7 protein-coding genes, 1 tRNA gene and 1 rRNA gene are annotated in these 8,435 nt (G+C 31.9%); 7 read left to right on the top strand and 2 right to left on the bottom strand.

The window, feature by feature from the left end; all coding sequences use genetic code 11:
- Window positions 1–22: 22 nt before the first annotated feature.
- The 7 genes from rrf to JJD95_RS18605 all read left to right on the top strand — a co-directional run bounded on the left by rrf (window position 23) and on the right by JJD95_RS18605 (window position 6,772).
- A 5S ribosomal RNA gene (rrf, locus tag JJD95_RS18635) occupies window positions 23–139 on the top strand.
- 5 nt (window positions 140–144) lie between these two features.
- Window positions 145–220, top strand: a tRNA-Lys gene (locus tag JJD95_RS18630).
- A gap of 146 nt (window positions 221–366) precedes the next feature.
- Window positions 367–1,542, top strand: coding sequence for a mechanosensitive ion channel family protein (locus JJD95_RS18625; RefSeq protein WP_291644765.1), 1,176 nt, complete (start codon window positions 367–369; stop codon window positions 1,540–1,542).
- 512 nt (window positions 1,543–2,054) lie between these two features.
- A complete protein-coding gene (locus tag JJD95_RS18620; protein WP_367114852.1) occupies window positions 2,055–2,639 on the top strand; it encodes a TerD family protein in 585 nt (194 codons plus the stop codon).
- Between the two features lie 19 nt (window positions 2,640–2,658).
- Window positions 2,659–3,237: a TerD family protein gene (locus JJD95_RS18615; protein ID WP_291644763.1), complete on the top strand. Its 579-nt coding sequence runs from the start codon at window positions 2,659–2,661 to the stop codon at window positions 3,235–3,237.
- 66 nt (window positions 3,238–3,303) lie between these two features.
- Window positions 3,304–3,909 (top strand): TerD family protein, encoded by a 606-nt coding sequence (locus JJD95_RS18610; RefSeq protein ID WP_291644762.1) that lies wholly within the window; start codon window positions 3,304–3,306, stop codon window positions 3,907–3,909.
- 85 nt (window positions 3,910–3,994) lie between these two features.
- A complete protein-coding gene (locus JJD95_RS18605; protein ID WP_291644761.1) occupies window positions 3,995–6,772 on the top strand; it encodes a calcium-translocating P-type ATPase, PMCA-type in 2,778 nt (925 codons plus the stop codon).
- Window positions 6,773–6,836: 64 nt separating this feature from the next.
- Here JJD95_RS18605 and JJD95_RS18600 read toward each other — a convergent pair whose 3' ends face one another.
- Both JJD95_RS18600 and JJD95_RS18595 read right to left on the bottom strand, forming a co-directional pair.
- Window positions 6,837–7,706, bottom strand: a complete 870-nt coding sequence (locus tag JJD95_RS18600) for an HAD family hydrolase (RefSeq protein ID WP_291644760.1) — start codon at window positions 7,704–7,706, stop codon at window positions 6,837–6,839.
- 49 nt (window positions 7,707–7,755) lie between these two features.
- A partial coding sequence (locus tag JJD95_RS18595; RefSeq protein ID WP_291644759.1) for a cysteine protease StiP domain-containing protein occupies window positions 7,756–8,435 on the bottom strand: 680 nt, incomplete at its 5' end.

Raw genomic sequence — 8,435 nt, 5'->3', positions numbered from 1 at the left:
GAGAGAATATTTATATTCTCAATCTGGTGATTATGGCATGAAGGTAACACCCCTTCCCATACCGAACAGGTAGGTTAAGCTTCAATGCGCCAATGGTACTGCAAGGGTGACCTTGTGGGAGAGTAGGTTGTCGCCAGGTAACATGGTTTACTAGCTCAGTTGGTAGAGCACATGACTTTTAATCATGGTGTCCGGGGTTCGATTCCCCGGTAAGCCACCAAAAAAAACACTTCTTTATGAAGTGTTTTTTTTATATGTGAATATATTATTAAAACTTGTTTTTTTATATATTCCATTGAGAAAATATAATAATTAGATTAAAATGATTATATACATTTGCATAAGAAGAAAGAGAGTGTGATTTTTTTGTTCCAATCTATATTAGATTTTTTTACTAAAAACGATATTTTAAATGATTTTATATACTATAAATTTAAATATGTAGGAATAGCTATTGGAGTTTTTGCATTATTTGCATTGTTAAAAAAGATATTTGCAAAATATGTATTCAAAATAATATTAAGACTTGTTAATAAAACAAAATTTGATGCAGATACAAAAATAGTAGCAGCCTTTGAAAAACCTGTAACCAATTTTTTTGGGGTGTTGGGATTTTATTTTGCTTTTAAAATTCTAACTATGGCATATAACATAATTAACATACCAACCATAGATAAGGTTTTTAGCTCTGTTGTTATAATTTTAATTTCTTGGGGAGCATACAATCTTACTGAGGAATCTTCTGTATTATTTGAAAAAATGCATAAAGCATATGATATAAAAGTGGACAAAATATTGTTTCCTTTTATATCAAAAATATTAAGATTTATAATAATAGCATTAGCTATTAATGTGATTGCTGACATATGGTCTATTCCTATTCAAGGGTTTATTACAGGCCTTGGACTCGGAGGATTGGCATTTGCACTAGCCGCTAAAGATGCAGCCGCTAATATTATTGCAGGTATATTTATAATACTGGATAAGCCTTTCACTATTGGCGATTGGGTTAGTATTGACACTTTAGAAGGTACGATAGAAAGCATTTCCTTTAGAACTACTAAAATAAGAACGTTTGATGAAGCGATAATAACAGTACCTAATTCAAAATTAGCTAATGAACCTTTAACTAATTTTAGTAGAAGAGGTAAACGGAGAATCACTTTTAATTTAGGAGTAACTTATGGAACCTCTAGTGAGAAATTGCAGAGTTGTGTAGACAATATTAGAAATATGATAGAGAATCATCCACAGGTTAATAAGGAGACTATTTTTGTTAATTTTGATAAATTTAGTGCTAGTAGTTTAGATATATTTATATATTTCTTCGCTGATACAACAGCGTTAGCAGAATATTTAAAAATAAAAGAAAATATTAATTTTAATATAATCGGGATTTTAGAGCAATTAGGAGTTTCAATGGCGTTTCCAAGTACAAGTATTTATGTGGAAACACTACCTAATGAAGAGGAAGAGGAGAAATTTAAATTAGGAGACAGTTTTCAGAAAAAGGAAAAGATACTAGAAAATGATAAGAAATAAAGGCTTTAGGGGTTCGTTCTCTAGAGCCTTTTCCGTTGTTGTTGTTAATAAATTTATATTATATAGTTTAATAATAGTATTATGTTAAGTGCAGTTACTATCAATCCAATAATCCAAAGAGCAATTTTATCGAATCTAGAGTTTGCAAACGTGCCCATAACTTTTAATTTAAATCAACTTATATGTAATTATAAATTCTGTATTGTAAAATTGTTCACTAAAAATATACATAAAAGCAAGGGATGTTTGACTACACAACCTAGTGTTTAGTGCAAAAACATGTTATACTAGTACTAATGATTGTTGCTTTATTGGAGTTTAATTATGCTAAGTAATTCAACCTAGAGTAAAGCTTTTTTAATAAATGTAAATATAAAATGATTATTGTCTGAATTTTTGGAAATAATTAATAATAGACCTTTATATTATAATTAAAATCAATTATTTAACCGCTATATAATATACTATAAAAGTTTAATATAGCCACTTCAGTGGCATTTTAGGAGGAATGTATCATGGCAATTAGTTTGAAAAAAGGTCAAAAGGTAGATTTAACTAAAACAAATCCTGGTCTTACTAATGTTATTGTTGGACTTGGATGGGACACAAATAAGTATGATGGGGGAGCGGCATTTGATTTAGATGCAGCAGCTTTCTTAGTAGGAGCAAATGGAAAAGTATCATCTGATAATGATTTTATTTTTTATAATAACCCAAAGGATTCAGCTGAATCTGTATCGCATTTAGGAGATAACAAAACTGGTGAGGGCGAGGGTGATGATGAGCAAATTAGAATTGAACTAAATAAAGTGCCAGCGTCTGTTGAAAAAATTAACTTTACGGTAACTATTCATGAAGCTGCGGAGAGGTCACAAAATTTTGGACAAGTATCTAATGCTTTTATAAGAATTTTAAATGAAAATAGTAATGAAGAATTAATAAGATATGATTTAAGTGAAGATTATAGCATTGAAACTGCAGTTGTAGTAGCTGAATTATATCGTAACAACGGTGAATGGAAGTTTAGTGCAATTGGAAGTGGATTTGAAGGTGGACTAAATGCACTTTGTAGCAACTTTGGAATTAATGTAAACTAAAAATTAAGGAGGAATAATTATGACAATTAATTTAAATAAAGGGCAAAAAATTGATTTAACTAAAACTAATCCAAGTTTAAAGAAGGCAATTATAGGACTTGGATGGGATACAAATAAATATTCAGGCGGAGGAGATTTCGATTTAGATGCTTCAGCTTTTTTAGTAGGTTCAAATGGAAAAACTAATAATGACCTAGACTTTATATTTTATAATAATTTAGTTCATTCATCAGGAGCGGTTACACACACTGGCGATAATTTAACTGGGGAAGGTGAAGGTGACGATGAACAATTAATTATCGAATTTTCTAAAATACCTTCAGAAATAGAGAGAATAGCAATTACAGTAACCATACATGATGCAGTAGGTCGTCAGCAAAACTTTGGTCAGGTTTCTAATGCTTTTGTTAGAGTAGTAAATGAAGATACTAATGAAGAAGTTTTAAGATACGATTTGTCAGAAGATTTTTCAGTAGAAACTGCATTAGTATTTTGTGAAATATATCGTAACAATAACGAATGGAAATTTAGTGCAACAGGAAGCGGTTTTCAAGGTGGATTATCAGCACTTTGTAAAAACTATGGTCTTGATGCATAAAGGAATATGACATTTTGAATTAATTAGTGTAGCAAGCACAATAGATGTTTGAAGGAGATGTGGGAAATGGGTATAAATTTACAAAAGGGGCAAAGGATAAGTTTAACAAAGGAAAGTCCAGGACTAAAAAAGACAATGATAGGGCTTGGATGGGACGCAGTTAAGCAGTCATCTAAGGGACTTCTTGGGGGATTGTTTGGAGGCAAGCAAGCAGAAATAGATTGTGATGCTTCAGTACTTATGTTAGATGAAAAAGATAAACTAAGAGGGAAAGAAAACTTAATCTATTTTGGAAATCTAAAAAGTAAATGTGGAAGTATTCAACATATGGGAGACAATCTTACTGGAGATGGTGATGGCGACGATGAGCAAATTATGGTTGACTTGTCAACTATACCTCAAAACATAGTAAAGCTTGTTTTTGTTGTTAATATCTATGCTGCAGCGCAGCGTAAACAACATTTTGGAATGATACAAAATGCTTACATACGTTTAGTAAATATTGCAGATAATAAAGAAATATTTAAATTTAATTTGACAGATGAGTATTCTGGTAAAACAGGTTTATTTGCCGGTGAACTTTATCGTAACAGTGGTGAATGGAAATTTATGGCCGTAGGAGAAGGGGATTCTTCATCTGGTTTAGGTGAAATGATAAAAAAATACCAATAAATTAATGATGTAGAAAATGATAAGTTATCATTTTCTATATTTTATTGTAAAAGAAAATTGAAAAAGTCATAGAAGGGTGGTTAATATGAAATACTTTAATGAAGAGAGCTCAAAAGTCTTAGATGAGCTTAAGGTTAATAGTAGTAAGGGCTTATCTAGTTCACAAGCTAAACAGAGGCTAGAGGAGTATGGTACTAATGAATTTACTAAACAAGAGAAAGGTTCTATTTGGGACAGTGTTAAAGAAGCAATAACTGAGCCTATGATGATGATACTTTTAGCCGCGGCCTTAATCAGTGCATTAGTAGGGGAGTTTGCAGATGCTATTGGTATAGTATGTGCGGTAGCTATAGGAATTAGTATAGGAATATTTACAGAAGGTAAATCACAAAAGGCTGCAGATGCACTTTCAAAAATGACAGAAAATATAGAGGTAAAAGTATTACGTAATGGAAAGATAATTCAGGTGAATAAAATTGACCTGGTACCTGGTGACATTGTTTCAATTGAGACAGGGGATATGGTGCCAGCAGATGGAAGACTTGTAAATACTATAGATTTAATGGTTAGAGAAGATATGCTTACAGGAGAATCAGAAGACGTAAGCAAAGAAGCAGAAACTATAATAGAAATGGAAAATATAAAAGCTAAAGATAAAGATATTATTCAAGATCCAATTCCAGCAAAACAACTGAATATGGTTTTTGGAGGAACACTTGTAGCTTATGGTAGAGCTAGTTTTGTAGTTACATCTACAGGGGATAAATCTGAAATGGGTGAAATAGCTAGAAATCTTGTAGAAAGTGATCTGCAAACACCTCTCCAAGCAAAACTAGGAGATTTAGGTGGAAAGATTTCAAAAGTATCAAGTGCTATAGCTGCCGTATTATTTATAGTTATGATTGTAAAAATGGTTGTAGCAAAAACTATTTCACCAGACACTAGTGGTGTATTCGTATTTTTAGAGTCTGTTGGACCAATAAAAACTGCTTTTGTAGTATGTGTTGCACTAATTGTTGCGGCTGTTCCAGAAGGGCTTCCAACAATGATAAATATGACACTTGCAATAACTATGCAAAAGATGGCCAAGATAAATGCTCTTGTTACTAAAAAGGAAGCCTGCGAAACAATAGGTTCAGTAAGTGTAATATGCTCAGATAAAACAGGTACACTTACTCAAAATAGGATGACCGTAGAAAAGGTTTATTTAAATGGTAAGTTCAGAGGAAGAGATGAATTAAGCGAGAGCAATAACTATTTTATAGATAACTGTCTTGTAAATTCAACAGCAGATATTGAAAAGGATGATTCAGAAGTTAAATATTTAGGTAGTGCAACAGAATGTGCTCTTCTTTTATACAATGATGCTTGCGATTATGTGCAGGAAAGAGAAAATGCAACCATAGCTCATCAAATTCCATTTAGTTCAAAGAACAAGAGAATGAGTACTGTTATAGAAGAAGAGGAAGGTTCCACGGTACTCACAAAGGGAGCTCCAGAAATTATTCTAGAGTTATGTAAATATGAACATATTAATTGCATTCAAAAAGAGTTAAATGAAGCCAGACGAAAAGAAATATTAGACGAAATTGAAATACTTCAGAAAAAATCTATGCGAGTACTTGGATTTGCATATGGAAATATAATTGGCGAAGTAGCTATAGCATCTGAGCAAGGCACCTTACATGAGGACTTAGTGTTTACAGGATTCGTAGGCATAAGGGACCCGCTAAGACTTGATGTTAAAGATGCTATAGAGACTGCTAGAAAAGCAGGAGTTTCTACAAAAATGCTTACAGGAGATAACATTAATACAGCTATTGCCATTGGGCAAGAATTAGGCTTACTTGAAGGCACGAGTAGAGCAGTTGAGGCTACTTATATAGATACATTATCTGAGGAGGAGCTTAGACAAGAAATAACTACTATTTCAATAGTAGCACGTTCAAAACCAGATACAAAAATGAGAATAGTTGAAGCACTTCAAAAAAATGGAGAAGTAGTTGCTGTAACAGGAGATGGAATAAATGATGCGCCAGCTCTTACAAAAGCAGATGTAGGAATAGCTATGGGTATAGCTGGAACCGAAGTTAGTAAAAATGCAGCAGATATAATATTAACGGATGATAGTTTTGGTACTATTGTAAAAGGAATTAAATGGGGAAGAGGTATTTATGAAAACTTCCAAAGGTTTATTCAATTCCAGATAACAGTAAATATTATTGCTTTTTTAACAGCAATTTTATCTGTAGTACTTGATTTCCAAATGCCATTCACTACAATACAACTATTGTGGGTAAATATTATAATGGATGGACCACCAGCACTAACTCTTGGACTAGAGCCAGTAAGAGATGCTGTTTTAAACAGAAAACCTACAAATAGAAATGCTAGTATCATAACTAAACAAATGTTAAAGAGTATGATATCTAATGCTCTATATATAACGGCTGTTCTTATGATTCAAATGAAATTTGACATACTAGGAGCTGGGTTCCCAAAAGATGGGGTTACAGAAGTCAACCAAATGCAGACAGTGTTATTTGCATTATTTGCTTTTAGTGCATTATTTAATGCATTTAACTGTAGAGAATTTGGTACGGATAGTATATTTACTAACATTACAAAAAACACTATATTCTTAAAGATAATTTTAGGTACAGCAGTGGTACAAATATTTGTAACTGAAGTGTTTTCAGAATTCTTTAATGCAGTATCATTAAGCGCTACTATGTGGCTAAAGATAATTCTTTTATCTTCACTTGTAATAGTAGTAAATGAGATTGTAAAATTAATTATGAAGATTTTTACAAAAAAACAAGATAAGATTGAATCAGAATCAGAAGAGAAAATAGCAGCATAAATAAAAAATTCACACTGTTGACTTTAATCAACAGTGTGAATTTTTTATGTTAAACGTTATTAGTTTAACTTGTAATAGAAATATATTCATGTTGTGAAATATCTTTAATTTCGTGGAACTTTTGATGTACAATATCTAAAATTTCTTCACCTGCAAATATACCAGATTCATTTGTAATATATACAGTATCAGCAAAATTTTCAACAGGAAGACTTTGTAGCAATTCTCCATGTGATGGGATGATTCCGAAATTTGAGTGTTTTATCATAGGATAGTCCAGTAGAGAATCTCCAGCAGATAATAATGTATTAATATTCTCCAGCTTCATTATATATTTTATAGGGTCATATTTATTTATACAATTTGGAACGATATATACCTTTTTACCTTGTTTTGATACGCTATAATTATATGATTTGCAAAAGGAACGTAATATTTCAAGATAATTTAAATCCATCTGCCCCTTGGAAATAGCATTAGCTAGCTTGTCCATATCCAAAATGGAATATATAAATAAATCTTCACAAGTTTTATATGAGATCACGAAATCCATTTGTAAAAAGAAACTACATAATTCTATCATGTTTTTAACAGATATCAACCCTTTAAGTTTAGTAGAGCTTATATCTGACCAAGATTTAAGCTCTATTCCATCCTTAAGTATTATACCTCCGTTGGCCACAACAGCATATTTAGGTTTTATTCCATCATAAAAGTATTTCATCCGCTTATATTGATCTTTAGACCTTGTGGTAACAGGTATAAAAAGCATACTTTCATTTATATGTTCTAGCTTATGTTGTAGGGAACTCGTGATAAAGCTACAATTATTATTATTATAAAAATCCACAGGTATAAGTTTTTCTGAACCTATTAATTCACAATGCCTTGCAGAATATATAAGCGTACTATCAAGGTCTGAGGCAAATACCATATAAACACATCCTAACGATATCTAGTGTACTTTCTTGTACACCGATTGGTTACATATCTTCTTTTTCTTTTGATTTAATAATACCACAGCAGGAATAGCACATATCCGTATATATTTCGACGGGAATACTCTTTTCCTCCGCAAGCTTTAGTATATGTTTCAAATTTGGATTATGAAAGGAATCAATTAGTATTTTCCAAGGAATACGCCTGAGAAGGACCCTTGTGGTTTCTCCAATTCCTGGTTTTATAAGATTAACATTATCAATGTTGAATTTATCTTTAATACTTTGAATATCTTTAAGTCCTTTGCAGTTTAGAGAAGTATTATCAAACTCAATATCTGCAGCAACTTCGGAATTACTATCTTCATTTATAAGTGCAGATAGATAATCCGCATCTATATCCTTAAAGCAGTTACATATTTCATCTATATAGAAATTAGAAACATCCACGGGCGCCAGTTCACTATAAAACTTTGTACCATGAAAATCATCCTTGCCAATATACTTATCGTTAAGTACAGTCCTACTTACAAGACCTGATACTGTAGAATTAAGGCAAGCACTTGGAATTAAAAAGTCTTCTCTTGTACCGTAAATAAGCGTGCAGTAAGCGGGGTCAGATAGGACTGCTAAATTTGAATCTAAGATTATATTAAACTCCGCGTAGAGTTCTTTGCAAGCTTTTGTTAATGTATGTTGAATAACACCTTTGCCTGTCCACCCAT

Source organism: Clostridium sp., from assembly GCF_016650035.1.
In the GTDB taxonomy this organism is placed as follows: domain Bacteria; phylum Bacillota; class Clostridia; order Clostridiales; family Clostridiaceae; genus Clostridium_AD.
The sequence above is the reverse complement of the archived record's forward strand: the minus strand, read 5'-3'. Positions and strand labels throughout refer to the sequence as shown.